Here is a 24,555-nt window from a genome sequence, read left to right as displayed (position 1 = left end):
AATTCCTATTTTGACGCATCAGCGGCGTGTAATTGTAAATAACGAAGCACTTGTTTTTGTTGCGGTTTGTCCATATCGGTAAAGCCGACCATGCCATTAAAGACCGCTACCCACTCATTCGCATCGTGCATTTTCGGATCGCGCTGTTTGTGGCAAACGCTGCATTCAGTTTTGAAAGTGCTTTCTGCATTCGCCCAGAATGCGGTGAGATTTTGGCTAAGTTCCGATTTTTTCACCCAAACTTTTGTTTTGACTTTCTGCCAAACTAAGCCTGTGAGTGGATCTTCTTTGTTCTCTAACACCTCAAAATTGGCAGCGTTTTGCGTGAAGGTTTTATCAAACACTGCATCGGTAATATGTTTGGCAAATTGGTTATACCAAATTCGCCCAAACCCTTTGGTTTTTCGCCACATTTCCAGCTCAAGTTGATCAGCATTTTGCGTGGTTTGCACCAGTTTTACTGGCACGCCTGCTTCTAATTCGCCAATGGGGTTGGAAAGGGCTTCATCTGCATACAACGGCAGACTTTCTGGCGTGTAAGAAGAAGGGAAAGCGGTTGAATTTTGGGAAAATATTGCAAATGAAAAGCTCAAAATGAGCGAGGAAAATAGGGAAGAAAATCGCATTTTCATAGAGAAATCACTCGAAATAATAAAATATCGTCACAACTGAGTTGGGGGCGGGTACAACATACCCCTACGAAAGAAAATAGATGATATCAATTATCCACAACCTTCATCTATTTACCTTGATTTATATCATAAATGTAAGATTTTAACACTTTCGCAAAATCTTGGGCAGAACCGACCGCTTGATCTAAATAAAGTGTAGGTTCAATTAGCTCCAATTCGTTGAGCAGAAATCTGTACGCCATAAGCCGAATAATTTTCTTATGAAATTTGGAGTTTTTCTTCTTCAAAAGAGAAGTAATCTCCTTTTCCCACGATAATATGATCGACAAATCGAATATCGACCAAATCGCACGCCAGTTCAATACGTCTGGTTAGATGGCGGTCGGCATCGCTTGGTGTGCACTCGCCTGAAGGATGGTTATGCGCGATGATAATCGCTGCTGCATTGCATTTTAGCGCTGCTTTTATCACTTCTCGTGGATGCACACTGGCTTGATTTATCGTGCCAAAAAACATTTTTTCGGTGCGAATCAACCGGTTTTGATTATCTAAAAAGATCACCATAAACACTTCACGCTCCCAATGCTCAAGCTCCGATTGGAAATACATAATCGCCATATATGGCTCACTGATGGTTTCGTTTGCCTCCATCTGTTGTGAAAGATAACGCTTGGTCATCTCTTTTGTGGCTTGTAGTTGAATATATTGTGTTTTTCCTAAGCCTTTGACTTTACAGAAATCTTCGACCGAAGCGGTTAATAATCCGCGTAAACTGCCAAAGGTTTTGAGTACATTTTCCGAAAGTTGCATTACGGGAATGCCACGAATCCCCGTACGTAAGAAAATTGCCAATAACTCTTGATCGCTCAATGCTTCCACGCCTTGTTGCAACAATTTCTCGCGTGGCATTAATGTTTTATCCATATTATCCTCTACTGATTAAATCGTTGAGAGAATAAAAAAGATAAGGCAAAGAGGCAAAAGGCAATTGCCAAATTTTCGAGCAAGATCGCAAAATAAATGAAAGTAATGTTTGAATTGTAAGCAGCCAGTGAAATGGAGTTTTTATTGTTTCAGTTGAGATAATTTTAAGGGCGTGTTTAATTAGATTAACACGCCCTTTAATATCTATTTATTAAAATTTCCTAATAATTCGCCCATTCTGGTTTTGCTGCCAGTTTGGATTCCTTCCGCAAAAGTCATCATATTTTGAGGAAAAAGATTGATCACGGTTGAACCTAAGCGGAATGCGCCCATTTCTTCGCCTTTTTTCAAGCTGATGGCTTTTTCGCCTTCGGTTTCATAGTGATATTCCACCACTTCATTTGGACGAGGAGGGTTAATAATGCCTGCCCAAACGGTGCTCATACTTGCTGTGACAGTTGCACCGACTAGAATCTGTACCATTGGGCCAAATGCGGTTTCAAATTCACAAATCACACGTTCATTGCGAGCAAATAAATTTGGCACGTGTTCTGCTAAAAATGGATTTACAGAGAATAACTCACCTGGCACGTAAATCATTTTTTTGAGCACAGCATCACATGGCATATGCACCCGGTGGTAATCGCTTGGCGATAAATAAGTGGTAATAAAATTGCCATTTTTAAATTTTTCTGCCATTTCCAGATCTCTCGCAAGCAGGGTTTCAAGCGTGAAGAAATGTCCTTTTGCTTGAATAAGTTGATTTTCTACGATGCAACCATATTCACTTACACGGCCATCCGCAGGTAAAGCGATGGTATTTTCGCCCTCTACGATAGGGCGAGCCCCTGCTTTTAATGGGCGGATAAAAAACTCGTTAAAGGTGATGTAATCTGAAGGTGCTGTTTTTTCCGCTTCACTTAAATTTACGTGATATTGTTTGGCAAAGAGTTTGATGATCAAATGAGTCACTGATCCCCATTTTTGTTCAGCCAGCCAGCCTGCTACGTGGGTAATTGAGAGTTGAGGTAAAAGATAGTGACAGGCAATTTTTACACGTTGCCAGTAAGTTGGGGTTGGATAGGCTTTAAGTGCCATAACATTATCCTTTCTGTTGTTTTGAAAGTGGGCGATTATAACAGAAAAGCGGTTGAGACCAAATATGTAAAAGGTTGTTGAACCGAACGTGAGTTGAGCCCTCTTCAATCCTCATAGACACACCCAATTCTGCTCGGTTCAACAAATCCGAGAAATGCTTATAAAACGATACGTGAGCGGTTTTTCTCAAGTGTCGCTGCACCAATGCCTGAAACTTCTTTTAATTGCTCAATGCTTAGGAAAGCACCGTTTTTTGTGCGGTAGTCAACAATAGCTTGGGCTTTTTTCGCACCGATGCCAACCAGTTTGTCTTGAATTTCTGCTGCTGATGCGGTGTTAATGTTGACGGCATTCGGATCGACAGCAACTTGTTGAATACTAACAGGTGCTGTAGAGGCTGCAGGTGCGGTTACAACGGTGGTTTGAGCAGGTTGTGCTGTTGGCTGTGTTGTGACTTCATTGGCAAATATTGCAGTTGAGAATAAGCCAATCATAAGAGATGTTGCAAAAGTGTTGATTTTTTTCATAAAGTCCTCTTGTAGATAAAATGGTCAGAAAAATGAACCGAAGCGAAAGATACAGAGGGTTGAAAAAGCCTGCAACGAGTAAAAATGAATTTTTCGAGCATGCTCGAAAAAATAGAGTAAAGCGGTTGATTTTTGCGAGAAATTTGCAAAATAGAGCGAATTGCTTGATTAAATGAAAAGAAAAGTGAAAATTTTTTGAAAAATCGTGCTGATAAGCTAGAAATCCTTTAAAATAGCAAAAATTTTTATTTTTAATTTATGGAATTTGATATGAATCAGAACGAACGCAAAGAACCAACTTTTGGGGAAAATAACACTAAAAGCATCGCACCTTCATTACATACAACGCAATCGCCAGGGCATACATTTACACCTGTCATTAAACCATCAAGCTCTGTAAAATCAGAATTACCTAAAATGGATGGCGGAGAAGCAGTAAAACCAGCAGGCTTAGCATTTACTACAGAAGATAAAAATGTAGAAATCAAAACTGCTCAGGCTAGTCAAACGGCAAACGAACAAATCGAAGAAAAAACTGAAGAAGTTAAGTCTGTTGCAAAAGAAACAGCAAAAGTTGCAATTAATGCGGCAGAGCGCGTTATCCCAACCGCTTCAACAGAAAAAGTAATATCAGAAAATTCTGTGAAAGAGAAGTCATCAAAACATCGCCGTTTAGGTATTGTTGCTTTATTGGCTGCAGTTTTAGGGGCAGTTTTCTTCTGGCTAAAACCAAGTACACCAGAGACTGTTGAAGAATTACAATCTCAACAGAGTGGTAGTTTACCTATTGAATTCCGCCCTGTAGATGAGGCAGAAGCTCAACGTCAAGAGGCTGAGGCAAAAGCACAAGCTCAAGCACAGCAAGAAGCTTTAGCTCAACAACAAAATCAGCAACAAGCTCAGTTGGAACAACAAACACAGCAGCCAGCTCAACAAGTCGTTTCTCCAGTAGAGAAAATAGCAGAGCCGCAGCCTGTTCAACCTGTGGCAAATGAACTTGCTCAACCACAATCAACATTGCAAGCAAGTCAGTCTCAACCAATGATGGTTGTCACTGAAAAACCTGCGACTCAAGGCGGTGTAGTATATCAACCTGAAACACCAACAGCTCAAGTTGTTCAACCAAAAGTTGAGAAATTAAAAGCATCTCATCATGCAAATAATAAACAAGTGAATGCTCAACCAAAGGTTAAGGCGGTAACGAAAGCAGAGTTTGATACTAAGAAATCACAAAATGCTCAGTTAGATCGTTTAGTAAAAAATGTTGAAACGGGTAAGCCAGTTGTAGAGAAAGCCACACCAGCTCCTTCATTAGCAGCAAAAACAGAAGCTGCAAAAAGCCAAAATGTGGTTACATCAAGCAAAATATTAAGCGTGCCTAAAGGCGTTTCATTAATGCAAGTATTCCGTGATAATCAGCTCAATATTTCTGATGTGAACGCAATGAGCAAAGTGAATAACAAAGTGAGCAGTCTAAAAGTAAATGAAAAGGTAACCGTGCGTTTAGATAAAAATAACCGTGTAGTAGAAATGACTATCGGTTCAGGCGGTAAATTTACTCGCCAAGCAGATGGCACTTATCGCTTTAAATAATAATGTTAAAGAGCAACGCCAACACGTTGCTCTTTTGTTATAAAAGGGAAAAATATGTCTTTAAAGCTTAATATTAGCCTATTGGTATCGACATTATTGTTAATTTCGGGTTGCACAAAAGTTGCTGTTTCGCCTGTTGAGCAGGTGCAGCAAGTTCAGCAAACGAATAGTGACAATGCGGAGCAAGTTAAAGAAATTGCTCAACGTAGTGTGGTTAAAAGCCAAGCGATGAACCTTTATTTGTGTCAAGATGATAAAGAAGTTCGCATATTGAAAACTAAAGGTAAAAAGAACAGTATTAGCGTTACCTTTATGGACGCGACCCATACACTTTCACCAACAGTCACAAAAAACGGCAAGAAATATAGCAATATTCGTTGGGTATGGTGGGAAATGCGTTCTGGGGTAGCGGAGCTCTATGATAATAACAAAAAAGTCCTTGCGAAAGAGTGCATTAAGCAACGTTAAGCATTAAACAAGCGGTTAAATTTAAGAGAAAAAATGAATATTTTAGTGATTGGCCCTTCGTGGGTGGGCGATATGATGATGTCGCACGCCCTTTATCAGCAACTCAAGGTGCAATATCCAGATTGCCAAATTGATGTAATGGCACCTGATTGGTGTCGTCCATTGTTGGCAAGAATGCCAGAAGTACGTAAAGCGATTTCTATGCCGATTGGACATGGTGCTTTTCGTTTAGGCGAACGTTTCCAACTGGGAAAATCCCTTCGTAATCAATATGATATGGCGATTGTGTTGCCTAATTCGCTGAAATCTGCCTTTATTCCGTTGTTTGCCAAAATTCCCGTGCGTCGAGGCTGGAAGGGAGAAAGCCGCTATTTCCTGCTGAATGATTTGCGTGCCAATAAAAATGACTACCCTATGATGGTACAACGCTATGTAGCGTTAGCCTTTGAAAAGGGGCAAGTGCCAATGGCGCAGAATTTACCGTTGTTTTATCCTTATTTGCAAACACAAGCGGTCGAAATTGAGGCAACAAAAGCAAAATTCTCACAGCTGCTAAACCAAGCGGAAAATCGCCCTGAGATTGGTTTTTGCCCAGGAGCAGAGTTTGGACCTGCAAAACGTTGGCCACATTATCACTATGCAAAATTGGCGGAAATGCTGATTGAAAAAGGTTATTCAGTTCGTCTGTTTGGCTCGAAAAAGGACCAAAAAGTGGGCGAGCAAATTCGCCAAAGTTTGCCTGAAAACTTACAACCTTATTGCTTGAATTTGGCGGGTCTAACTGATCTCAATCAAGCAGTGGATTTAATTGCTGATTGTGCTGCGGTGGTCAGCAACGACAGCGGCTTAATGCACATTGCCGCCGCCTTGAACAAGCCATTGTTCGCGTTATATGGACCAACCAGCCCCGCTTACACCCCGCCGCTGTCATCGAATGCGGAAGTGATTCGCCTGATTGAAGGAGGCTTAATTAAAATCCGCAAAGGTGATGCGGCAGATGGCTATCATCAGAGTTTGATTGATATTCAGCCTGAGATGGTGATGGAAAAGTTATTACAAAAACTTAATCTGTAGATACCAAGCGATTGGAGCTTACCGATAATTTGCAACGTTTATCTTTTGGGAGAACATAATGAACGAAGTATTAAGTCTAGAACACGTTGAAGTGCCTGCTTATGAATTTGAGGACTTCTATCCAGAGCATTTAGCCAAAGATGCGGCAGAACAGCATAAAAATAGTGCATTCTCAAGTACATTATCAGGCTTGGCGAAAGTCGCACCACTTAAATCATTAGCTGTAAAAAGTTCTAAACTTTTAAATAAAGATGAAGATATTGAACTTATTCGTTCTGAACGTCGATTAGAACCTTTCTGGAAAATTGAAGTGAAGCGTATTATCAATTATGAATTGGTGCAAAACTATCGCACAAATGTTGAAAATCCAGATGCGAAATCTGTGCTGATTGAAGATGCAAGCGAAGAAATTAAAGTAAATACTCCGCAGAATATGAACATTCAAACCAGTTATATCTCGTTTAATGTTAAGGAAATTTGCCAGCGAGATATCATTTTTTCTAGTGTAATTGACGGTATGGAGCGTTCACATGTTCATGAGTCTTTACTTCAAGCATATCTGAAAGAGCCGAAATATAGAAGTAAACCTTTAGAGTCAGAAGTAATTGAGCCTAGCTTACTGCAATCTGGGTTAATGCAACGTGCTCGTCAGAAGTTGTTAGAAACAACGATTATCAATGCCCCAACTTTAGATGAAAAAACGGTGATTGAATGCTTAGAAATTTACTTCCGTCCTGTGTTTGCTTTCGAGTATCATCATAAAAAAGATAACAGAACTGCAATTATTGAAGTCGATGGTTTAACAGGAAAAGTGATTGATAACGGTACTTCTTGGTTTAGCCAAAAGGCGAATCAGGAGAAAATGAAATCACTCTTAAAAGATGTGGTTTCAGAGGTTGCGGGCTCCATCGTACCTGGTGGTGCAACAATTGCCAATATGCTTTTAGATAATAAAAAATAGTGAGACTAGCGGTCTAATTTTGCAAAAGTTTTGCGATTTTTGACCGCTTGCTAATCTATATAAATATGAAAGTCCTTATCGTTAAAACCTCCTCAATGGGAGATGTGATTCACACCTTGCCCGCCTTAACCGATGCCCAGAAAGCGATTCCGAATATTCAATTTGATTGGGTGGTGGAAGAGGTATTTGCGGAAATTCCCCGCTGGCATTCGGCAGTTAATCGGGTGATTCCCGTGGCAATTCGTCGTTGGCGAAAAAATTTGCTGAATCGCCAAACGTGGCAAGAATGGCAAGCCTATCTGAAAGTGCTTCGAACAGAAGAATATGATGCCGTGATTGATGCCCAAGGCTTGATTAAAAGTGCAGTGCTTGTAACCAAGCAAGCTAAAGGCACGAAATATGGCTATGATAAACATTCCGCACGTGAAGGGTTGAGCAGCTGGTTTTACGACAAAACCTTTTCGATTGCGTATCAACAGCACGCCGTGGAGCGTATTCGCAAACTCTTTGCTGAAGCCTTAGGTTATGTATTACCGCAAACTATTGGCGATTATGGCATCGCTCCGCATTTTGCAAAACATAGCGAAAATCCCACCGCTTATATGGTGGCAATTCACGCCACCACTCGGGTGGATAAGCATTGGAAAGAGGCGTATTGGGAAGAGTTAATCCGTTCAGTGACGATGCAAGGCTTGAGCGTGCATCTGCCTTGGGGAAATGCGGAAGAAAAGGCACGTGCTGAGCGGTTAGCGAAAGTCTCGGCTGATGTAGTAGTCTTGCCTAAATTAACGCTGGCAGAGTTGGCTCAAGAAATCGCCAATGCAAAAGTGGTAGTGTCGGTTGATACAGGCTTAAGCCATTTAACTGCTGCATTGGATAAACCAAACGTGATTTTATACGGAGCCACCGATCCGAAATTGATTGGGGCTTACGGCAAAAATCAGCATTATTTAACGGGCAATGGTATGGAAAGCATTTTGCCGTATCGGGTTTTGCAGGCGTTGGAGAATGAGTTGTAGTTTAGTATAAGTATGAATTTTTTTAATAAAGCTCTAGGTATTTTCCTAGAGCTTTGTTGTATATGAGGAATTAGTAAAGAATATACCCTTGTTTACGTAATGATTCTACTTTATCTTCCCATTCTTGAAGTTCTTTTTTAGGAACGCCATAACGATAACCATCAGCAGCCATGCAACTGGTGATAAGCGTGTCTTTTTCCGTGACTTCAACTTTATTCATGCCAACATCATAGGTACATTTTGCATATTTACTTTTTGCTATATCAGTACTTACGCCATCTTTGAACCATCTATCGATGGGTTTTGTTGGCATTGGCTGCATATTTGCACAGCCCGCTAAAGTTGTGCAAATGCTTGCTAAAATAATTAATTTAGAGATTCTCATTATGTTGCTCCTGCTAATTTAGTTAAGTATGTTATATTTATATCTAGTGTAAATTTAATACCACTCTTTTTGAGTAACAGCAGTAGATACGTTAGTTACTTTGTTTGTCCCAGTATCAACTTTTACTCTTAGTTGTTTTTCATTTTTCTTTTCTACTATTGGATCCATAAAGTTATGTCCAAAAACAATACTTAATGGCAACGTGATCGGGAACATCGCTAAAGGAGTATAATTAGTGTGTTTTTCGTAAGATTCATAAAACCAAATTTCACTTAAGTCGCCTTGCTGTTGAGTGATTTTCGTTGGTTCTCCCATAAACTCACGGACTTCATTTTTGGTTGTTACATTAGCTAAAATTTTATTCTCAATTGAGTTTAGGCTTTGCTCCCTTAATTTGGAGCTTCCTTCTTGAGTTACACTACAAGCCGAAAGTAATGCAATAGACGTGATAACCGCATATAGTTTTTTCATGGAAAATTTCCCCATTAAAGTTAGTCTGTAGAGGTTTGCTATGTTATATTTAGTACAAATTTAATCCAGTTACTCAAAGAGCAATTTGATACGCTCGGAGAGCTAAAAAATGACTAATAGGGTAGATTATGGAATCATCAGAAAAGATCAAAATTATGCGTGAAATGAACCAATGGACACAGGAAGAAGTGGCGGAGAAATTAGGTATGTCCACGACAGGTTATGCGAAGATTGAACGTGGGCAAACTAATGTGAGCGTAGAAAAATTAAAACAAATTGCTCAGGTTTTTAATGTGAACGTGGCTCAGCTATTAGATGATAACGAACGATTTGTATTATTTACGAATGTTGACAACCATTCCAATTACAACAACTATTTCGGTACAAACGAAAAACTTTCGCTTGAAAATGAGAAATTAAAGCAGCTACTGAGTGCAAAAGAAAGCGAAATTGAAGCATTAAAGAAAGTGATTGCCCTGTTAGAAAATGCAAAACAACCAGAAAAATAGACCGCTCGTAGACTTCTTACAATGCTTGACATTTAGCCAGCAACGCACTAAAATTTACCGTCCTTTCCATAGGGGAAGGATTTTTTAATTTTATTTTTAATAATTTTAACTGGAGCTTTTAAATGGCAACTATCAACCAATTAGTACGCAAACCGCGTGTGAAAAAGGTTGTAAAAAGCAACGTTCCTGCATTAGAGGCTTGCCCGCAGAAACGTGGCGTGTGTACTCGTGTATACACTACTACACCTAAAAAACCAAACTCTGCATTACGTAAAGTTTGCCGTATTCGTTTAACTAACGGTTTTGAAGTAACTTCATACATCGGTGGTGAAGGTCACAACCTTCAAGAACACAGTGTTGTGTTAATTCGTGGTGGTCGTGTTAAAGACTTACCAGGTGTGCGTTACCACACTGTACGCGGTGCATTAGACTGTGCTGGCGTTAAAGACCGTAAACAAGGTCGTTCTAAATACGGCGTTAAACGTCCTAAAGCTTAATGGATCTCCGTTAAGTAAGGCCAAACGTCTAAATTTTTAAATTTATACCATAAACTCCAGTCAATCGTGCTAAACCAATGTTTAGCTACAATAGATGAGTTTTGGAATATCCTGAATATATATAAACGGAGTATTTACAATGCCACGTCGTCGTCGTATTGAACCTCGCAAAATTCTTCCAGATCCAAAGTTCGGTTCTGAATTACTTGCAAAATTTATCAACGTTTTAATGGTTGATGGTAAAAAATCTACAGCTGAAGCTATCGTTTACGGTGCTTTAGAAACTCTTGCACAACGTACAGGTAAAGATGCTTTAGAAGCTTTCGATGCTGCACTTGAAAACGTACGTCCAACTGTTGAAGTTAAATCACGCCGTGTAGGTGGTTCAACTTACCAAGTACCAGTTGAAGTTCGTCCAACTCGTCGTAATGCATTAGCAATGCGTTGGGTTATCGAAGCAGCTCGTAAACGTGGTGATAAATCAATGGCATTACGTTTAGCAAACGAATTAACTGATGCAGCTGATAACAAAGGTTCAGCAGTGAAAAAACGTGAAGATGTTCACCGTATGGCTGAAGCAAACAAAGCGTTTGCACACTTCCGTTGGTAATCGTTGCTTTAAAACGAAACTATTAGGCTTCATCTCAAATTTCTTAGATGAAGCCTTCCCCTTATTAAGAATTTTAATTTAAATCCAAACAAGGTAATAAATCAAAATGGCTCGTCAAACTCCTATTGAGCGCTACCGTAATATTGGTATTAGTGCTCATATCGATGCAGGTAAAACAACTACCTCTGAGCGTATTCTATTCTATACAGGTGTAAGTCACAAAATCGGTGAAGTTCACGATGGTGCTGCAACCATGGACTGGATGGAGCAAGAACAAGAACGTGGTATTACCATCACTTCTGCTGCAACAACAGCATTCTGGTCTGGTATGTCACAACAATATCCACAACACCGTATCAACGTTATTGATACTCCAGGACACGTTGACTTCACTATCGAAGTAGAACGTTCAATGCGTGTTCTTGATGGTGCGGTAATGGTTTACTGTGCGGTAGGTGGTGTTCAACCTCAATCAGAAACAGTATGGCGTCAAGCGAATAAATATTCTGTACCACGTATTGCGTTCGTAAACAAAATGGACCGTACAGGTGCAAACTTCCTACGTGTTGTTGAGCAAATCAAAACGCGTTTAGGTGGTAACTCAGTTCCTCTTCAACTTCCAATTGGTTCAGAAGAAAACTTCAAAGGTGTGGTTGACTTAATCAAAATGAAAGCAATCAACTGGAACGAAGCTGACCAAGGTATGACATTCACATACGAAGATATCCCAGCGGATATGTTAGAAGCGTGTGAAGAATGGCGTAACAACCTTGTTGAAGCAGCAGCTGAAGCATCTGAAGAGTTAATGGATAAATTCTTCTCTGGTGAAGAATTAACTGAAGAAGAAATCAAAACTGCGTTACGTCAACGTGTATTAGCGGGTGAAGTAATTCCAGTTTGCTGTGGTTCTGCATTCAAAAACAAAGGTGTTCAAGCAATGCTTGATGCGGTAATCGACTACTTACCAGCACCAACTGATATCCCAGCAATTAAAGGTATCAACGAAGACGAAACTGAAGGTGAGCGTCACGCAAGTGATGATGAACCATTTGCATCATTAGCATTTAAAATTGCAACTGACCCATTCGTAGGTAACTTAACATTCTTCCGTGTGTACTCAGGTGTAATTAACTCTGGTGACACAGTTTACAACTCTGTAAAACAAAAACGTGAACGTTTCGGTCGTATCGTACAGATGCACGCTAACAAACGTGAAGAGATCAAAGAAGTTCGTGCGGGTGACATCGCTGCAGCAATCGGCTTAAAAGATGTTGGTACAGGTGATACATTATGTGCATTAGACGCACCAATCATTCTTGAGCGTATGGAATTCCCAGAACCAGTAATCTCTGTTGCGGTAGAACCAAAAACTAAAGCTGACCAAGAAAAAATGGGCTTAGCATTAGGTCGTTTAGCACAAGAAGACCCTTCATTCCGTGTTCACACTGATGAAGAATCTGGCGAAACCATCATCTCTGGTATGGGTGAGTTACACTTAGACATCATTGTTGACCGTATGAAACGTGAGTTCAAAGTGGAAGCAAATATCGGTAAACCACAAGTATCTTACCGTGAAACTATCCGTACTCGTGTTAACGATGTGGAAGGTAAACACGCAAAACAATCTGGTGGTCGCGGTCAATATGGTCACGTTGTGATCGACTTATACCCATTAGATCCAGAAGGTCCTGGTTACGAATTCGTGAACGAAATCAAAGGTGGTGTAATCCCTGGTGAATACATCCCTGCAGTTGACAAAGGTATCCAAGAGCAACTTAAATCTGGTCCATTAGCGGGTTACCCAGTAGAAGATATTGGTGTACGTTTACACTTCGGTTCATACCACGATGTGGACTCATCTGAGCTAGCGTTTAAACTTGCAGCGTCATTAGCATTTAAAGCAGCGTTTGCAAAAGCAAACCCTGTATTACTTGAGCCAATTATGAAAGTTGAAGTGGAAACTCCACCAGACTACGTGGGTGATGTAATCGGTGACTTAAGCCGTCGTCGTGCAATGGTAAATGGTCAAGAAGCAACAGAATTCGTTGTTAAGATCAATGCTGAAGTTCCATTATCAGAAATGTTTGGTTATGCAACAGACCTTCGTTCACAAACTCAAGGTCGTGCATCATACTCAATGGAACCATTAAAATATGCTGAAGCTCCGAAAAACGTTGCTGATGCAATCATTGAAGCACGTAAATCTAAATAATTAGATAAATCGTTATTTCAACCCGAGCCATAGCATAAGGTTATGGCTCATATTTTAGGAAACTATCAAAGTGTCTAAAGAAAAATTTGAACGTACAAAACCCCATGTAAACGTGGGTACAATCGGTCACGTTGACCATGGTAAAACAACTTTAACAGCTGCAATCACAACTGTATTATCAAAACATTTCGGTGGTGCAGCTCGTGCATTCGACCAAATCGATAACGCGCCAGAAGAAAAAGCGCGTGGTATCACCATCAACACTTCACACGTTGAGTATGATACAGCAACTCGTCACTACGCACACGTTGACTGTCCAGGACACGCGGACTACGTTAAAAACATGATCACTGGTGCGGCACAAATGGACGGCGCTATCTTAGTAGTAGCAGCAACAGATGGTCCAATGCCACAAACTCGTGAGCACATCTTATTAGGTCGCCAAGTAGGTGTTCCATACATCATCGTATTCTTAAACAAATGCGATATGGTTGACGATGAAGAATTATTAGAATTAGTTGAGATGGAAGTTCGTGAACTTCTTTCACAATACGACTTCCCAGGTGATGACACACCAGTAGTACGTGGTTCAGCGTTACAAGCGTTAAACGGCGTAGCAGAGTGGGAAGAAAAAATTCTTGAATTAGCAAACCACTTAGATACTTATATCCCAGAGCCAGAGCGTGCGATTGATAAACCATTCTTATTACCAATCGAAGACGTATTCTCAATCTCAGGTCGTGGTACAGTAGTAACAGGTCGTGTTGAGCGTGGTATCATCAAAGCGGGTGAAGAAGTTGAAATCGTAGGTATCAAAGACACTACGAAAACAACAGTAACTGGCGTGGAAATGTTCCGTAAATTATTAGACGAAGGTCGTGCGGGTGAAAACGTTGGTGCATTATTACGTGGTACAAAACGTGAAGAAATCGAACGTGGTCAAGTATTAGCGAAACCAGGTACAATTACACCACACACAGACTTCGAATCAGAAGTGTACGTATTATCAAAAGAAGAAGGTGGTCGTCACACTCCATTCTTCAAAGGTTACCGTCCACAATTCTACTTCCGTACAACTGACGTAACTGGTACTATTGAGTTACCAGAAGGCGTAGAAATGGTAATGCCAGGCGATAACATCAAAATGACAGTATCATTAATTCACCCAATCGCGATGGATGAAGGTTTACGTTTCGCGATTCGTGAAGGTGGCCGTACAGTAGGTGCGGGCGTTGTTGCTAAAATCATCAAATAATTGATGGTTTAGTCAAAGCTTCACAAGAAAAGGCGTATCGAAAGGTACGCCTTTTTGTGTTTTTATTTCCTCTCCAAGTGGTCTAAGTTCCTGACATTTTCACTAAATTTCACAGATTTTAGTCGCAAAATTCACGAAAATCATGTAATCTACGCACGTCTTTTTATCCGTTTGTTCATTCTTCTTGAAGATCAAAATAAGCGGTCAATTTTATTTAACCTAATGGAATTTCACTATGGATATTCGCAAAATCAAGAAATTAATCGAATTAGTAGAAGAATCAGGCATTACCGAATTAGAGGTTTCTGAAGAAGAAGGTACAGTACGTATTAGCCGTGCAGCACCAGCTGTTGCCCCAGCAGCAGTACAATATGTGGCAGCACCTCAACAAGTCCCAGTTTCTGCACCTGCGGCTGCACCAACAACTTCTGCTCCAGCTCAAGACGCTCCAGTTTCTTCTGAAGTTTCAGGTCACGCAGTACTTTCTCCGATGGTTGGGACTTTCTATCGTAGCCCAAGTCCAGAAGCGAAACCATTTATCGAAGTAGGGCAACAAGTAAAAGTTGGCGATGCACTTTGTATCGTTGAAGCAATGAAAATGATGAACCGTATTGAATCTGATAAAGCAGGTGTTGTAAAAGCAATCCTTGTCAATGACGGTGAAGCGGTTGAATTCGACCAAAAATTAGTAATTATCGAATAATTTAATCCCTTCTCAAGAGGGGCATTTTCATTACCCAAAAGGAATAAGCAATGTTAAAAAAAGTTGTCATTGCCAACCGCGGCGAAATTGCTTTACGCGTTTTACGTGCGTGTAAAGAGTTAGGCATTAAAACCGTTGCCGTTCACTCAACAGCAGACCGAGAGCTTAAACACGTATTATTAGCGGATGAAACCGTATGTATCGGTCCAGCACCTTCTGTAAAAAGCTATTTAAATATTCCTGCTATTATTGCGGCCGCAGAAGTAACGGACGCTGATGCGATCCATCCTGGTTACGGTTTCTTATCTGAAAACGCAGATTTTGCAGAACAGGTTGAAAATTCTGGTTTTATCTTTATTGGTCCAACGGCAGATGTGATTCGCTTAATGGGCGACAAAGTATCTGCTATCAATGCAATGAAAAAAGCGGGTGTGCCTTGCGTACCAGGTTCCGATGGTCCTATCGGTAATGATCCTGCGAAAAATAAAGAGATTGCAAAACGTATCGGCTATCCAGTGATTATTAAAGCATCTGGTGGCGGTGGCGGTCGTGGTATGCGCGTGGTTTACCAAGAAAAAGATTTGGAAGAATCGATCGCTATGACCAAAGCAGAAGCGAAGGCGGCATTTAATAACGATATGGTGTATATGGAAAAATACCTTGAAAATCCACGCCACATCGAAATTCAAGTAATGGCAGATACGCACGGCAATGCGGTTTATCTTGCAGAGCGTGATTGCTCAATGCAACGTCGCCACCAAAAAGTGGTTGAAGAAGCTCCCGCACCAGGTATTACTCCTGAATTACGTAAATTCATTGGCGAGCGTTGTGCAAATGCGTGCCGTGAGATCGGCTACCGCGGTGCAGGTACATTCGAATTTTTATTCGAAAATGGCGAATTCTATTTCATCGAAATGAATACCCGTTTACAGGTTGAACACCCAGTTACCGAGATGATTACAGGCGTAGATTTAGTGAAAGAGCAACTTCGCGTTGCTGCAGGTTTGCCGCTTTCTATCACGCAAGATGACATCAAAGTAAAAGGTCATGCAATGGAATGCCGTATCAATGCGGAAGATCCAAATACCTTCTTACCATCACCAGGTAAAATCACACGTTTACACGTGCCAGGTGGTTTAGGTGTACGTTGGGATTCACACATTTATTCAGGCTATGCAGTGCCTCCACACTATGATTCAATGATTGGTAAATTGATTACTTTCGCTGAAAATCGTGATATTGCGATCCGTCGTATGGAACAAGCACTTTCTGAAACCATTATCGAAGGCATTAAAACTAATATTCCACTCCACGAAAAAATTATGGAAGATGCAAACTTCCGTCAAGGTGGAACGAATATTCACTACTTAGAGCATAAGTTAGGTTTAAAATAGTCTTACTATAATCAGCATTAATATAAAACGATTAAATTTTAAAAGATAATTTATAAAATATCTCAGAAATTTAATCGTTTTTTATTATTAATATCGGGTTAAAATTAAGACAATAGATAAGTTATAATACCTAACCTTTGTTATTGGAAACTCAACAATGATAGATACCGAAATTCTACTGACTATCAAATTACACAACACACTATTTGCCGATCCTCGACGTATCGAATTATTGCGCCAAATTAAACAGATTGGTTCTATCAACCAAGCTGCAAAATTAGCAGGGGTAAGCTATAAAACTGCTTGGGATAACATTGATGCAATGACTAAAATCAGCCCTAAGCCTTTGTTAGAGCGTAGTACAGGTGGTAAGCAAGGTGGCGGAACACAACTAACGAGTTATGCAGATCGCCTATTACAGCTTTATGATCTATTGCAACAAACGCAAAAAAGAGCTTTTGAGATTTTACATGAAGAAAATATCCCTCTTGATAATGCGTTATTTGCAACGGCAAAATCATCACTCCAAACCAGTGCACGAAATCAGCTTTTTGGTAAGGTATCTGGTTTAAAACAGAAAGATTCACTAGTTTGGGTTGATGTAAATATTGATGGTATAAATGAGCCAATTTGTGCTGTAATCACTGAAAAAAGTAGTAAGCGACTTGATCTTATGCTTGGCAGAGATGTGATGTTACTGATTAAAGCTCCTTGGATTAAGCTGAATTTGAAACGAATAGGTGTAAATGATTTTACAGGGGAGATTATAGCAATTGAACAAAATGAAGTTCTTGTGAAAATTGGTCACACTGTATTATGTGCCATCATAGAAGAGCCTATTTCAGAAAAAGTGGGAGAATCAATTCAGTTACATATCGATCCTGAACAGATCATTTTAGCGACACTTTAGCTCTTTAGTTTAATTTAGCAAGCGGTAAGATTTGCTAAAAAATTTGGCATATAGGACAAAATAGTTGGTAAAAATGTGCTTAAAGCCTTATAGTGTAAGGCTTTAAGCCCCCTTTTTGAAATATGAACAAAAAAAAACGGTCCTTTTTGTTTATACTCTTCTATTCAGAAGCATAGCAAATAAAATAATCTTCAACGCTATAAATACACTCATTGTAATAAAACATTTACGTTTAAATCTAAATTAGATCCTGCCCAAATTTATAATGGTCCTTATTGATATCCTTTCAACAAAAGTGGTTTATCATCTAAGAGAAAAAGGCTATGTAATTCAATCTATTACCTGCGATTGGCGTAGAAGATTACTAAAAGATCTTTTTAATAAGCCTACTCAAATGTGTCAATTCCATCTTGTTGCGATTGTAATGAGAGAATTAAGAAAAAAACATCAATCATATGCAGGAAGAGGATTAAAAAGTATTATTAAAACATTAAAAACAAGTGCTAAGAATGAATTTTATTTAAAAATATATGAATGGAAGAAAAAGCATCATATATTTTTAAATGAACGTTCAGAGATACCAAATGAAAAAGGAAAATATCCTGAATTAAATATTGAAAAAACCACAAATAGGATTGAAGGTTTATTTGAGGAACTTAAGGATAAATTACGCACTCACAGTGGTTTAACGAGAAAGTATAAGATATTGTTTATACAGGATTTTTTTAATAAAAAAGCTGGTAAGGATTATCAAATTTAATTCTTACCAACTATTTTGTCCTATATGTCAAAATTTTACCGCTTGTAAGCTGATACTATTTCGCCCAAAACTGCCCTTTGACTAATTTATAAATCGTTAAACCGATCAAGCCTAAAATCATCAAATTCGCAAATACAAAGGCGAAAATAGCAACGCCTGTGAGCACATTGGCGTTGTAAAATGCAATAGCACTATTTGCCATAGATGCCAGACCGAATGAGAAGCCCCAAAAGCCGATGTTTAAGCCTTTTTCTGCAATCCACGGCAGTAAGCGAATTAAGAAAAAGAGTTGTAAGAAGCCATAGCCCCACAGAATTTTCACGAAAGTGTCGATTTCACCGTGATTTACCGCCAAGTAAGCCGATGCTCCAACAAAAGCGGGCGCGAGGATAATCCCCATTGTTGCTCGGAAAGGGGGCTCAACCGATGAAATGCGTAAATGTTGCAACAATACTGGTTCGAAAATAATCCAAGCAATTAAACCTGCCCCGAAAAACAAATAGCCCAAGTCATGATAGCCAATTAACGCAAGCGAGCTGGCACTGGTAAAGTTTGCCGCTACCGCAGGTAAATAGAAGGGGGGACGGGTAGATTTCTGTTCAAAAATACCGCCTTTCCACAATTCACTAATACGAATGGATGAAAAGAGCAACTGCCCAACCGTGCCAATCCAGATCATCACTTCAGCCAACAGCGGTTGCCAACGATAGAGAATGTCTGCGACCAACATCGTGGTAATCGGAATTAATGCCAGAAATGAGAACCGTACAGGGCAACGATATTCTTCTAAAACTTCGTGTTTAAAATAGCGGAGTTTATACAGGTAAAGCCCGATAAACAGAAGCCATACAATAATAGCACTAATACCTAAAATATTGCTGATTGTTTCAGTCAGTGGAAAATGGACAAGATGTGTCCAAGCAAGGGAGAGTGCAGCCAAGCCAAGTGGGATACCGAAATAGCCCGTTGGCAATGGGAAGGGTTTGTTTGTGTTCATATTTCCTCCTAAAAAGTTAAGAACAGTTTGAGTATAGCACTTGTGTCAAGAGGAAATAGATGAAATTTTTTAAATTTTTGCAAGATCAAACATTCCCAAATCAATCACATCTGGCGTGCCGTAGAATTTTGCCAATGCTTTGCGAAGTATTTCCGCACGTTTTGGTAAATAGCCTCGCTCTGCGTAAACTTTTACCTGATTATAGACCGCTTTTTTGAAGGCTGAATTATCGCCAGGATTGCCTGAAAGGTTATCCGCACTGGCAAAATAGCGGAAACCTGCCGCAGTAGCTAAAACCCACTCAATCGCTTGAGGTTTTACTTCCACCGATTCAAACTCACGTTGGCGTTCTGCCGAGCGACCATCAGGTTCATACCAATAACCAAAATCTTCTAATTGGCGGCGCGCTTCACCTGCTACAAGCCAATGCGAAATTTCGTGCAAGGCACTGCTGTAATAGCCGTGGGCGAGTAAAATCACGTGATATGGACGTGTTGATTTCACGCCATCTTCCTCTAAAAATGCGGGCAAATAGATAGGATAATCGCCGCCTTTTTCTAGTCGGGTGTTGTATTCTGTGGCAAAACATTCGTCGAAAATGCGGATAATATCTTCGGTCTTGTGGTTATCTTGGTTCATTTTGTTTTCTTCTCGTTTTTATGACAACATAATCAAAAAATAGATTAGTGTGTAGCTTTATAAAGTTTCATTGCCTCTGGAATTAAACGTTCCAAGTTTTTCTGGCGATCTTCATTTGAAGGGTGAGTCGAGAAAATGCCACCGCCGCCACCGCTGGCTTTGCTCATTTTTACCCACACATTGGGAGCTGATGATGGGTTATAACCCGATTTTGCCATCAACATTAGCCCTACTTCATCAGCCTCGGTTTCTTGACTACGAGAGAAAGGTTTATTTGCAATTAAATCTGTTCCAACGCTTAATAAACCACCTGTATCGACACCTGTTGTCGCAGCAACAGCAATATCCGCCATTTGCCCAACAATACCCGTGACCAATCCAACATTACGCGAAGACTTTCCGTGTTCTTGCAAAGCGTGAGCCATTTCGTGTCCCATTACAGTAGCAATTTCATCATCATTCATATTGAGCTTTTCAACCAAACCTGTGTAGAAGCCCATTTTGCCGCCCGGCATTGCCCAAGCATTTAACTCATTGGTGCGGAAAACGGTAATTTCCCATTGAAATGGCACGCCTGTTTTATTTTCTTGCTCTGCATAAGGTTTCATTTTATTAAATATTTTATGTATCCGTTGAGCCGTCACAGAGTTTGTATCAATCGCTTTGGCATTTTGCTGCTTCATTTGCATATAACCTTGCGAAGCCTCTGCGTTAATTTGTTGCGTGCTCATACAAGCGGTCAAAAAAGTACTTAATATTGCTACTAATGCAATCTTTTTTAATGGTTTCATTGTGTCCTCATTTAAATCCCTGTCTTCGGTTGTCGAAGACGAAAAACAATGCGATTATAGCCCATCTTTCGACAAAATAACCCAAAAATGAAAAAATCAGGATTTCAATTTAAACAATTTTTTCTTGCCCATGATAAATGTGCGATGAAAGTCAATACTGATGGTATTTTACTTGGTGCAATGGCGGAGGCAAAAAATGCCAAGCGTATTCTTGACCTTGGCACAGGTACAGGCTTGATTGCGATAATGCTTGCGCAGCGAACCGCTGAAGATTGCCAAATTACTGCTCTTGAGTTAGAGCCAAATGCCTACCAACAAGCGGTCGAAAATGCCCAATGTTCTACATGGGCGAACCGCATTACTATTCAGCAAGGCGATATTTTTGAGGTAAATTTTCCACAAAAGTTCGACCTGATTGTCTCTAATCCACCCTATTTTCGTGACAGTCTTGCTAGCCGAACTGTGGAACGAGATCTTGCCCGCAGCCTTCAAACAAGCCATTACGATTGGTTAATGCAAGCGAAAAAATGGCTTGCCGAAACAGGGAAAATCAGCTTGATTTTGCCCACTCAAGAGGCTGAGATACTGCTTGAACGGAGCTTAACAAGCGGACTATTTTGCATAGAAATTTGCAAAATCATCACCAAAATGGGGCAAGAGCCAAAACGTTGGGTCATCACCTTTGCTTTACAACATCAGCAGAGAGAGGAAAAAGTGCTGATTGTGTATGATGAACAAAATCAATACACACCAGCATTTGTAGCATTAACCCAAGATTTTTATTTAAAGATGTAGAGAAAAAATGAAATTATATTTAGGCATTATGTCGGGCACGAGCCTAGACGGCGTGGATTTAGCGTTAGTGGATTTTGAGAACGGAGCTAAATTAGTGGCAAGTTATTTTGTTCCAATGCTCGAAGTGCTGCGAGCGGATTTGTCTGTTTTATTGAAGTCGGGCGAAACTTCGTTACAAAAATTGGGTGAAATCGACCATTGCTTGGGCGTGTTATATGCTGATTGTGTAAACGAATTTTTGGTGAAAAATCAGCTTAAACCAAGCCAAATTGAAGCGATTGGTTGCCACGGGCAGACGGTTTGGCACGCTCCGCAAGGTAACTTCCCATTTACGATGCAAATTGGCGATATGAATATTGTTTCCGCCCGAACGGGGATTACTACCATCGCAGATTTTCGCCGTAAGGATATGGCGTTTGGCGGACAAGGTGCACCGCTCGTGCCTGCTTTTCATGAAGCGATTTTTGCTCGTTCGAATCAATTTACCGTGGTGCTCAATATTGGTGGAATTAGCAATATTTCCGTGCTTAAGCCGAATGCACAAACCATCGGCTATGATGTGAGCGTGGGTAATGCACTGATGGATAGTTGGATTGAAAAACATCTCGGTAAGCGTTACGACAAAAATGCTGAATGGGCAAAAACGGGTGAGGTGATCTTCGAACTCTTGGCGGAAATGTTGAACGAACCATTTTTACAGTTACCACCACCGAAAAGCACAGGGCGTGAACTGTTTAACCTTGCGTGGTTAGAAAAGCAATTTGCAAATTTAACGGTAAAATCGACCGCTTACAAAGTAGAAGATGTACAACGCACATTGGTGGAATTTACCGCTCAAAGTGTTGCTCGTGAATTATCGCAGTGGGAAAATGAGCCAAATAAAGTGCTGTTGGTGTGCGGTGGTGGGGCGAGGAATCCGCTATTGATGGAGCGTTTCAATGCCTTGTTAGCCGATTGGCATGTTGGCACAACCAATGATTACGGTGTGGATATTGATTACGTTGAAGCAGCTGCTTTTGCGTGGTTGGCATTTCAAAGAATGGAAAACCTGCCAAGTAATATGCCAAGCGTAACGGGGGCATCGCAAGCGGTCAGTTTAGGAGTGGTTTTTCCAAAATAATTAATAGATAAAAAAGAAAAAACTGTCTGATGTCTGAAAAGACAGTTTTTCTTTCATTCTGTTCTATAAATTCTATTCTGTGCTTTTAGCTAAATAGCCTATAATATAACCGAAAATTGACAGCAAAAATCAAGATGAAAAAAATGGAGCAAACTGTTGTGGCGGTATTATTTGGTTTGAGTGCGTTGGTAATCAAGTTACACTGCGATTAAAATGAGCCGAAACAAAGATAAACGCCAAATTAAATGTATAGTTGTGAAACGAGTGTAATATGAATCAAACGCTACTCAATTCTCTCTCTCAGATGATGACTGAGCAACGCAACCCCCGTTCTCTTAACATCGATTGCATGACAGCAATCAATATCGTGCAACTTATCAATCAAGAAGATCAGTTAGTTGCTAAGGCGGTAGAAAAATGCTTACCTCACATAGCCGAAGCAGTCGAAAAAATCGAACACGTATTCACAAACGGCGGACGACTTGTCTATATTGGTGCTGGTACGAGCGGACGATTAGGCGTATTAGACGCGTCTGAATGCCCTCCTACTTACGGTGTTCCTTCTGAAATGGTGGTGGGAATTATCGCAGGCGGTGAGCGAGCTTTACGCCACCCCATCGAAGGGGCAGAAGACGACTGCGAGCAAGGTAAAGCCGATTTACAAGCGATCGATTTTTGCGAAAAAGATGTCTTAGTTGGCATCGCAGCTAGCGGGCGTACGCCTTATGTGATCGGTGCGTTGGAATATGCCAAATCATTAGGTGCGATTACGGTATCAATTGCCAGCAACACGGGGTGTACGATGTCGCAAATTGCCGATATTGCAATTGAAACCGTCGTCGGTGCAGAGGTTCTCACAGGTTCGAGCCGAATGAAATCGGGTACGGCACAAAAATTGGTACTGAATATGCTGACCACAGCTTCAATGATTCGCATCGGTAAATGCTACCAAAACTTGATGGTAGACGTGCAAGCCAGCAACAAAAAACTCAAAGCAAGAGCGGTGAAAATCGTGATGGAAGCCACCGACTGCACCAAAGAAACTGCTGAAACTACCTTGCTCCAAGCAGGCAACCATGCCAAACTCGCCATTCTTATGATTTTAGCCAATGTGGATAAAATCCAAGCTGAAAAAATGCTTGCTGAGAATCAAGGCAAGTTAAGGCAAGCACTTCAAAGTTAATGATTTCAAGCGGTCAAATTTCTGTTCTGTTTTGCAAAAATGAAAGAGAATTTGACCGCTTTTTATTAGAAACATAAAGATTTGGAAAACACTGATTTCCAAATTGATTTCGGTATTATTTATTCATTTTTACTAAATAATCTCTTCATAAAATCTCTCTTTATCCTATTTTTAAACGTTTTATAATGTACTCCATCAAAACCAAACGCATTTTAAATGCAAATTATTAACTTAAAGTAAGGAATAGAGTATGTTAAAAATTAGACGTGCAAATGAACGAGGTCATGCAAATCACGGTTGGTTAAATGCTTATCACAGCTTCTCTTTTGCGGATTATTTCGACCGTAATCATATGCATTTTTCCGATTTACGGGTGATTAACGAAAATTTTGTCCAGCCGACAATGGGCTTTGGAATGCATCCGCATAAAGATATGGAAATTCTCACTTATGTGCTGGAAGGAAAAATTGCTCACAAAGACAGTATGGGCAATGTGAAGGAATTTAATGCAGGCGAATTTCAGATTATGTCGGCGGGTTCGGGCGTGTATCATTCGGAATTTAATCCGTCTGAAACGGAAACGTTGCACTTGTTGCAAATCTGGATTATGCCGAATGAATATGGCATTACTCCTCGCTATGGGCAAAAGTAGTTTGCCGATAAAGAGGGGGCAACATTGATTCTTTCGCCAAATGCGGATGATGGGTCATTTAAAGTCTATCAAGATATGAAATTATGGCGTTATCAATATGGAGTGAACCAAACAGCGGAAATCAAATTAGAGGCTCATCGCAATTATTGGTTGCAAGTGGTCAATGGCAGTTTAACTGTCAATGGCGTTGAATTAAATGGTAGTGATGCGTTAGCGGTGAGTGCAGAAACTTTGCTTGAACTACAAACCCAAAGAGAGGTAGAATTTTTGTTATTTGATTTAAAATAAGTTGCAAATTAGCAAACAAGCGGTCAAATTTGACCGCTTGTTTGCCTTAAACAAAAAATATTTAGTTTACAGTTTGTAAAGGATTTGA

Annotated in this window: 27 protein-coding genes and 1 pseudogene; 18 read left to right on the top strand and 10 right to left on the bottom strand. The window is 40.2% G+C overall.

Annotated elements, in window-relative coordinates:
• Positions 1-5 precede the first annotated feature (5 nt).
• The 5 genes from DPV92_RS04740 to DPV92_RS04725 all read right to left on the bottom strand — a co-directional run bounded on the left by DPV92_RS04740 (position 6) and on the right by DPV92_RS04725 (position 3,181).
• Complete coding sequence (locus DPV92_RS04740) at positions 6-632, bottom strand: pentahemic C cytochrome (protein ID WP_111353901.1); 627 nt, start codon at positions 630-632, stop codon at positions 6-8.
• Between the two features lie 107 nt (positions 633-739).
• Positions 740-874, bottom strand: a complete 135-nt coding sequence (locus DPV92_RS09965) for a hypothetical protein (protein ID WP_263969920.1) — start codon at positions 872-874, stop codon at positions 740-742.
• 16 nt (positions 875-890) lie between these two features.
• A complete protein-coding gene (radC, locus tag DPV92_RS04735; RefSeq protein ID WP_005708960.1) occupies positions 891-1,556 on the bottom strand; it encodes a RadC family protein in 666 nt (221 codons plus the stop codon).
• A 204-nt stretch (positions 1,557-1,760) separates the two neighbouring features.
• Positions 1,761-2,654: an archaetidylserine decarboxylase gene (gene asd, locus DPV92_RS04730; protein ID WP_111353900.1), complete on the bottom strand. Its 894-nt coding sequence runs from the start codon at positions 2,652-2,654 to the stop codon at positions 1,761-1,763.
• A gap of 158 nt (positions 2,655-2,812) precedes the next feature.
• Positions 2,813-3,181 (bottom strand): ComEA family DNA-binding protein, encoded by a 369-nt coding sequence (locus DPV92_RS04725; RefSeq protein ID WP_111353899.1) that lies wholly within the window; start codon positions 3,179-3,181, stop codon positions 2,813-2,815.
• 270 nt (positions 3,182-3,451) lie between these two features.
• Here DPV92_RS04725 and DPV92_RS04720 point away from each other — a divergent pair, with 270 nt between their 5' ends.
• The 5 genes from DPV92_RS04720 (at position 3,452) to rfaC (ending at position 8,296) form a co-directional block, all read left to right on the top strand.
• Positions 3,452-4,774: a LysM-like peptidoglycan-binding domain-containing protein gene (locus tag DPV92_RS04720; RefSeq protein ID WP_111353898.1), complete on the top strand. Its 1,323-nt coding sequence runs from the start codon at positions 3,452-3,454 to the stop codon at positions 4,772-4,774.
• Between the two features lie 54 nt (positions 4,775-4,828).
• Positions 4,829-5,242 carry an MliC family protein gene (locus DPV92_RS04715; RefSeq protein WP_111353897.1) on the top strand — a complete coding sequence of 138 codons (414 nt, stop codon included), beginning with the start codon at positions 4,829-4,831 and terminating at the stop codon, positions 5,240-5,242.
• A 33-nt stretch (positions 5,243-5,275) separates the two neighbouring features.
• Positions 5,276-6,316: a lipopolysaccharide heptosyltransferase II gene (gene waaF, locus DPV92_RS04710; protein WP_111353896.1), complete on the top strand. Its 1,041-nt coding sequence runs from the start codon at positions 5,276-5,278 to the stop codon at positions 6,314-6,316.
• Between the two features lie 58 nt (positions 6,317-6,374).
• Positions 6,375-7,277, top strand: coding sequence for a hypothetical protein (locus tag DPV92_RS04705; protein ID WP_111353895.1), 903 nt, complete (start codon positions 6,375-6,377; stop codon positions 7,275-7,277).
• Between the two features lie 65 nt (positions 7,278-7,342).
• Positions 7,343-8,296, top strand: a complete 954-nt coding sequence (gene rfaC / locus DPV92_RS04700) for a lipopolysaccharide heptosyltransferase RfaC (RefSeq protein WP_111353894.1) — start codon at positions 7,343-7,345, stop codon at positions 8,294-8,296.
• 70 nt (positions 8,297-8,366) lie between these two features.
• On the opposite strand, the gene DPV92_RS04695 is transcribed toward rfaC, so the two are convergent.
• On the bottom strand, positions 8,367-8,681 hold the full coding sequence (locus DPV92_RS04695; protein WP_111353893.1) for a hypothetical protein: 315 nt from the start codon (positions 8,679-8,681) through the stop codon (positions 8,367-8,369).
• Positions 8,682-8,735: 54 nt separating this feature from the next.
• Positions 8,736-9,152 (bottom strand): hypothetical protein, encoded by a 417-nt coding sequence (locus DPV92_RS04690; protein WP_111353892.1) that lies wholly within the window; start codon positions 9,150-9,152, stop codon positions 8,736-8,738.
• A 128-nt stretch (positions 9,153-9,280) separates the two neighbouring features.
• Here DPV92_RS04690 and DPV92_RS04685 point away from each other — a divergent pair, with 128 nt between their 5' ends.
• From DPV92_RS04685 to DPV92_RS04645, 9 genes are all read left to right on the top strand, one after another.
• The gene (locus tag DPV92_RS04685) at positions 9,281-9,661 is read left to right on the top strand and encodes a helix-turn-helix domain-containing protein (protein ID WP_111353891.1); all 381 of its coding nucleotides are present in this window, start codon (positions 9,281-9,283) and stop codon (positions 9,659-9,661) included.
• Positions 9,662-9,783: 122 nt separating this feature from the next.
• On the top strand, positions 9,784-10,158 hold the full coding sequence (gene rpsL / locus DPV92_RS04680; protein ID WP_005543325.1) for a 30S ribosomal protein S12: 375 nt from the start codon (positions 9,784-9,786) through the stop codon (positions 10,156-10,158).
• A 139-nt stretch (positions 10,159-10,297) separates the two neighbouring features.
• The gene (rpsG, locus tag DPV92_RS04675) at positions 10,298-10,768 is read left to right on the top strand and encodes a 30S ribosomal protein S7 (protein ID WP_005708968.1); all 471 of its coding nucleotides are present in this window, start codon (positions 10,298-10,300) and stop codon (positions 10,766-10,768) included.
• Between the two features lie 106 nt (positions 10,769-10,874).
• On the top strand, positions 10,875-12,980 hold the full coding sequence (gene fusA, locus DPV92_RS04670) for an elongation factor G (RefSeq protein WP_111353890.1): 2,106 nt from the start codon (positions 10,875-10,877) through the stop codon (positions 12,978-12,980).
• 70 nt (positions 12,981-13,050) lie between these two features.
• Positions 13,051-14,235 (top strand): elongation factor Tu, encoded by a 1,185-nt coding sequence (gene tuf / locus DPV92_RS04665; RefSeq protein WP_111353889.1) that lies wholly within the window; start codon positions 13,051-13,053, stop codon positions 14,233-14,235.
• Between the two features lie 235 nt (positions 14,236-14,470).
• Positions 14,471-14,938 (top strand): acetyl-CoA carboxylase biotin carboxyl carrier protein, encoded by a 468-nt coding sequence (gene accB, locus DPV92_RS04660; protein WP_111353888.1) that lies wholly within the window; start codon positions 14,471-14,473, stop codon positions 14,936-14,938.
• Between the two features lie 50 nt (positions 14,939-14,988).
• A complete protein-coding gene (gene accC, locus DPV92_RS04655) occupies positions 14,989-16,332 on the top strand; it encodes an acetyl-CoA carboxylase biotin carboxylase subunit (protein WP_111353887.1) in 1,344 nt (447 codons plus the stop codon).
• Between the two features lie 157 nt (positions 16,333-16,489).
• Positions 16,490-17,242, top strand: coding sequence for a TOBE domain-containing protein (locus DPV92_RS04650; RefSeq protein ID WP_111353886.1), 753 nt, complete (start codon positions 16,490-16,492; stop codon positions 17,240-17,242).
• Between the two features lie 265 nt (positions 17,243-17,507).
• On the top strand, positions 17,508-18,002 hold the full coding sequence (locus DPV92_RS04645; RefSeq protein ID WP_111353885.1) for a transposase: 495 nt from the start codon (positions 17,508-17,510) through the stop codon (positions 18,000-18,002).
• Between the two features lie 55 nt (positions 18,003-18,057).
• Here the strand turns inward: DPV92_RS04645 and tehA are convergent, their stop codons facing one another.
• The 3 genes from tehA to DPV92_RS04630 all read right to left on the bottom strand — a co-directional run bounded on the left by tehA (position 18,058) and on the right by DPV92_RS04630 (position 20,429).
• Entirely contained in the window at positions 18,058-18,999 is a 942-nt protein-coding gene (gene tehA / locus DPV92_RS04640) for a dicarboxylate transporter/tellurite-resistance protein TehA (protein WP_111353884.1), read from the bottom strand.
• A gap of 69 nt (positions 19,000-19,068) precedes the next feature.
• Positions 19,069-19,638, bottom strand: coding sequence for an elongation factor P hydroxylase (locus DPV92_RS04635; protein ID WP_111353883.1), 570 nt, complete (start codon positions 19,636-19,638; stop codon positions 19,069-19,071).
• 44 nt (positions 19,639-19,682) lie between these two features.
• Entirely contained in the window at positions 19,683-20,429 is a 747-nt protein-coding gene (locus tag DPV92_RS04630; protein WP_111353882.1) for a M48 family metallopeptidase, read from the bottom strand.
• An 87-nt stretch (positions 20,430-20,516) separates the two neighbouring features.
• Between DPV92_RS04630 and DPV92_RS04625 the strand changes: the two genes are divergently transcribed.
• The 4 genes and pseudogenes from DPV92_RS04625 to DPV92_RS04610 all read left to right on the top strand — a co-directional run bounded on the left by DPV92_RS04625 (position 20,517) and on the right by DPV92_RS04610 (position 24,467).
• Positions 20,517-21,224 carry a tRNA1(Val) (adenine(37)-N6)-methyltransferase gene (locus tag DPV92_RS04625; protein ID WP_111353881.1) on the top strand — a complete coding sequence of 236 codons (708 nt, stop codon included), beginning with the start codon at positions 20,517-20,519 and terminating at the stop codon, positions 21,222-21,224.
• A 7-nt stretch (positions 21,225-21,231) separates the two neighbouring features.
• The gene (locus DPV92_RS04620; RefSeq protein WP_111353880.1) at positions 21,232-22,344 is read left to right on the top strand and encodes an anhydro-N-acetylmuramic acid kinase; all 1,113 of its coding nucleotides are present in this window, start codon (positions 21,232-21,234) and stop codon (positions 22,342-22,344) included.
• A gap of 271 nt (positions 22,345-22,615) precedes the next feature.
• Entirely contained in the window at positions 22,616-23,527 is a 912-nt protein-coding gene (murQ, locus tag DPV92_RS04615; protein ID WP_111353879.1) for an N-acetylmuramic acid 6-phosphate etherase, read from the top strand.
• Positions 23,528-23,777: 250 nt separating this feature from the next.
• Positions 23,778-24,467 (top strand): annotated as a pseudogene (locus DPV92_RS04610) (pirin family protein).
• Positions 24,468-24,555 lie beyond the last annotated feature (88 nt).

Origin of the sequence: Pseudohaemophilus paraphrohaemolyticus, assembly GCF_003253115.1 — a bacterium.
Taxonomy (GTDB): Bacteria; Pseudomonadota; Gammaproteobacteria; order Enterobacterales; family Pasteurellaceae; genus Haemophilus_A; species Haemophilus_A paraphrohaemolyticus_A.
Note: the sequence above shows the minus strand (reverse complement) of the source record. Positions and strands in the feature narration are given on the sequence as shown.

What these genes read in the sequence shown, in the direction of transcription:
- DPV92_RS04625 (WP_111353881.1), top strand. Translation starts at nt 20,517, where the DNA reads ATGAAAAAATCAGGATTTCAATTTAAACAATTTTTTCTTGCCCATGAT.
- DPV92_RS04720 (WP_111353898.1), top strand. Translation starts at nt 3,452, where the DNA reads ATGAATCAGAACGAACGCAAAGAACCAACTTTTGGGGAAAATAACACT.
- DPV92_RS04635 (WP_111353883.1), bottom strand. Translation starts at nt 19,638, where the DNA reads ATGAACCAAGATAACCACAAGACCGAAGATATTATCCGCATTTTCGAC.
- DPV92_RS04630 (WP_111353882.1), bottom strand. Translation starts at nt 20,429, where the DNA reads ATGAAACCATTAAAAAAGATTGCATTAGTAGCAATATTAAGTACTTTT.
- DPV92_RS04645 (WP_111353885.1), top strand. Translation starts at nt 17,508, where the DNA reads ATGGTCCTTATTGATATCCTTTCAACAAAAGTGGTTTATCATCTAAGA.
- asd (WP_111353900.1), bottom strand. Translation starts at nt 2,654, where the DNA reads ATGGCACTTAAAGCCTATCCAACCCCAACTTACTGGCAACGTGTAAAA.
- DPV92_RS04715 (WP_111353897.1), top strand. Translation starts at nt 4,829, where the DNA reads ATGTCTTTAAAGCTTAATATTAGCCTATTGGTATCGACATTATTGTTA.
- rpsL (WP_005543325.1), top strand. Translation starts at nt 9,784, where the DNA reads ATGGCAACTATCAACCAATTAGTACGCAAACCGCGTGTGAAAAAGGTT.
- fusA (WP_111353890.1), top strand. Translation starts at nt 10,875, where the DNA reads ATGGCTCGTCAAACTCCTATTGAGCGCTACCGTAATATTGGTATTAGT.
- waaF (WP_111353896.1), top strand. Translation starts at nt 5,276, where the DNA reads ATGAATATTTTAGTGATTGGCCCTTCGTGGGTGGGCGATATGATGATG.
- radC (WP_005708960.1), bottom strand. Translation starts at nt 1,556, where the DNA reads ATGGATAAAACATTAATGCCACGCGAGAAATTGTTGCAACAAGGCGTG.
- DPV92_RS04695 (WP_111353893.1), bottom strand. Translation starts at nt 8,681, where the DNA reads ATGAGAATCTCTAAATTAATTATTTTAGCAAGCATTTGCACAACTTTA.
- rfaC (WP_111353894.1), top strand. Translation starts at nt 7,343, where the DNA reads ATGAAAGTCCTTATCGTTAAAACCTCCTCAATGGGAGATGTGATTCAC.
- DPV92_RS04690 (WP_111353892.1), bottom strand. Translation starts at nt 9,152, where the DNA reads ATGAAAAAACTATATGCGGTTATCACGTCTATTGCATTACTTTCGGCT.
- rpsG (WP_005708968.1), top strand. Translation starts at nt 10,298, where the DNA reads ATGCCACGTCGTCGTCGTATTGAACCTCGCAAAATTCTTCCAGATCCA.
- DPV92_RS04705 (WP_111353895.1), top strand. Translation starts at nt 6,375, where the DNA reads ATGAACGAAGTATTAAGTCTAGAACACGTTGAAGTGCCTGCTTATGAA.
- DPV92_RS04740 (WP_111353901.1), bottom strand. Translation starts at nt 632, where the DNA reads ATGAAAATGCGATTTTCTTCCCTATTTTCCTCGCTCATTTTGAGCTTT.
- accB (WP_111353888.1), top strand. Translation starts at nt 14,471, where the DNA reads ATGGATATTCGCAAAATCAAGAAATTAATCGAATTAGTAGAAGAATCA.
- tehA (WP_111353884.1), bottom strand. Translation starts at nt 18,999, where the DNA reads ATGAACACAAACAAACCCTTCCCATTGCCAACGGGCTATTTCGGTATC.
- DPV92_RS04685 (WP_111353891.1), top strand. Translation starts at nt 9,281, where the DNA reads ATGGAATCATCAGAAAAGATCAAAATTATGCGTGAAATGAACCAATGG.
- DPV92_RS04620 (WP_111353880.1), top strand. Translation starts at nt 21,232, where the DNA reads ATGAAATTATATTTAGGCATTATGTCGGGCACGAGCCTAGACGGCGTG.
- murQ (WP_111353879.1), top strand. Translation starts at nt 22,616, where the DNA reads ATGAATCAAACGCTACTCAATTCTCTCTCTCAGATGATGACTGAGCAA.
- DPV92_RS09965 (WP_263969920.1), bottom strand. Translation starts at nt 874, where the DNA reads ATGGCGTACAGATTTCTGCTCAACGAATTGGAGCTAATTGAACCTACA.
- accC (WP_111353887.1), top strand. Translation starts at nt 14,989, where the DNA reads ATGTTAAAAAAAGTTGTCATTGCCAACCGCGGCGAAATTGCTTTACGC.
- DPV92_RS04725 (WP_111353899.1), bottom strand. Translation starts at nt 3,181, where the DNA reads ATGAAAAAAATCAACACTTTTGCAACATCTCTTATGATTGGCTTATTC.
- DPV92_RS04650 (WP_111353886.1), top strand. Translation starts at nt 16,490, where the DNA reads ATGATAGATACCGAAATTCTACTGACTATCAAATTACACAACACACTA.